The sequence below is a fragment of the Vibrio sp. 704 genome (assembly GCF_033339295.1).
This window is the reverse complement of the sequence record NZ_JAWOUH010000919.1, coordinates 1-539: the sequence shown is the minus strand read 5'-3', so window position 1 is coordinate 539 and position 539 is coordinate 1. Positions and strand designations below refer to the sequence as shown.

Annotated in this window: 1 protein-coding gene; it reads left to right on the top strand. The window is 45.6% G+C overall.

Annotation, left to right across the window (positions count from 1 at the left end):
• Positions 1 to 2 precede the first annotated feature (2 nt).
• Positions 3 to 539, top strand: a 537-nt coding sequence (locus R7R24_RS29875; protein WP_318120610.1) for a MetQ/NlpA family ABC transporter substrate-binding protein, incomplete at its 3' end; no start/stop codon positions are given.

Below are 539 nucleotides of genomic sequence, written 5' to 3'. Positions count from 1 at the left end.
CGATGACAAATTTAGGTCACATCAAAAAGTTATCTTGGGTTCTCGCTGCTGCGCTCAGCTTAAGTGCCTGCGGAGAAAAAGATAATTCAGTAATCAAAGTCGGAGCTACGGTTGGGCCACATGCACAAGTAGTTGAAGCAGTAGCGAAAGAAGCTGCAAAGCAAGGGCTAAATGTTGAAGTCATCGAGTTCTCTGATTACGTGACACCTAACGCCGCGCTGAGTGACGGTAGCATCGATATTAACAGCTACCAACACCAACCTTTTTTGGATAACTTCAACAGCAGTCATAACTCTCAGCTCGTTTCAATTGGCCAATCTATCTTGATGCGCATGGGGATTTATTCCAATAAATACCGTTCGTTAGAAGAGTTACCAAACCGTGCCAGAATTGCCATTCCAAACGACCCAACTAATGGAGGCCGAGGGCTGTTACTACTCGCTGATGCGGGCTTGATTGAGCTTAAACCAGGTGTTGGCCATAAAGCCGCGTTAACCGATATTAAGAGCAATCAAAACGAACTGGAGTTCGTTGAGGTG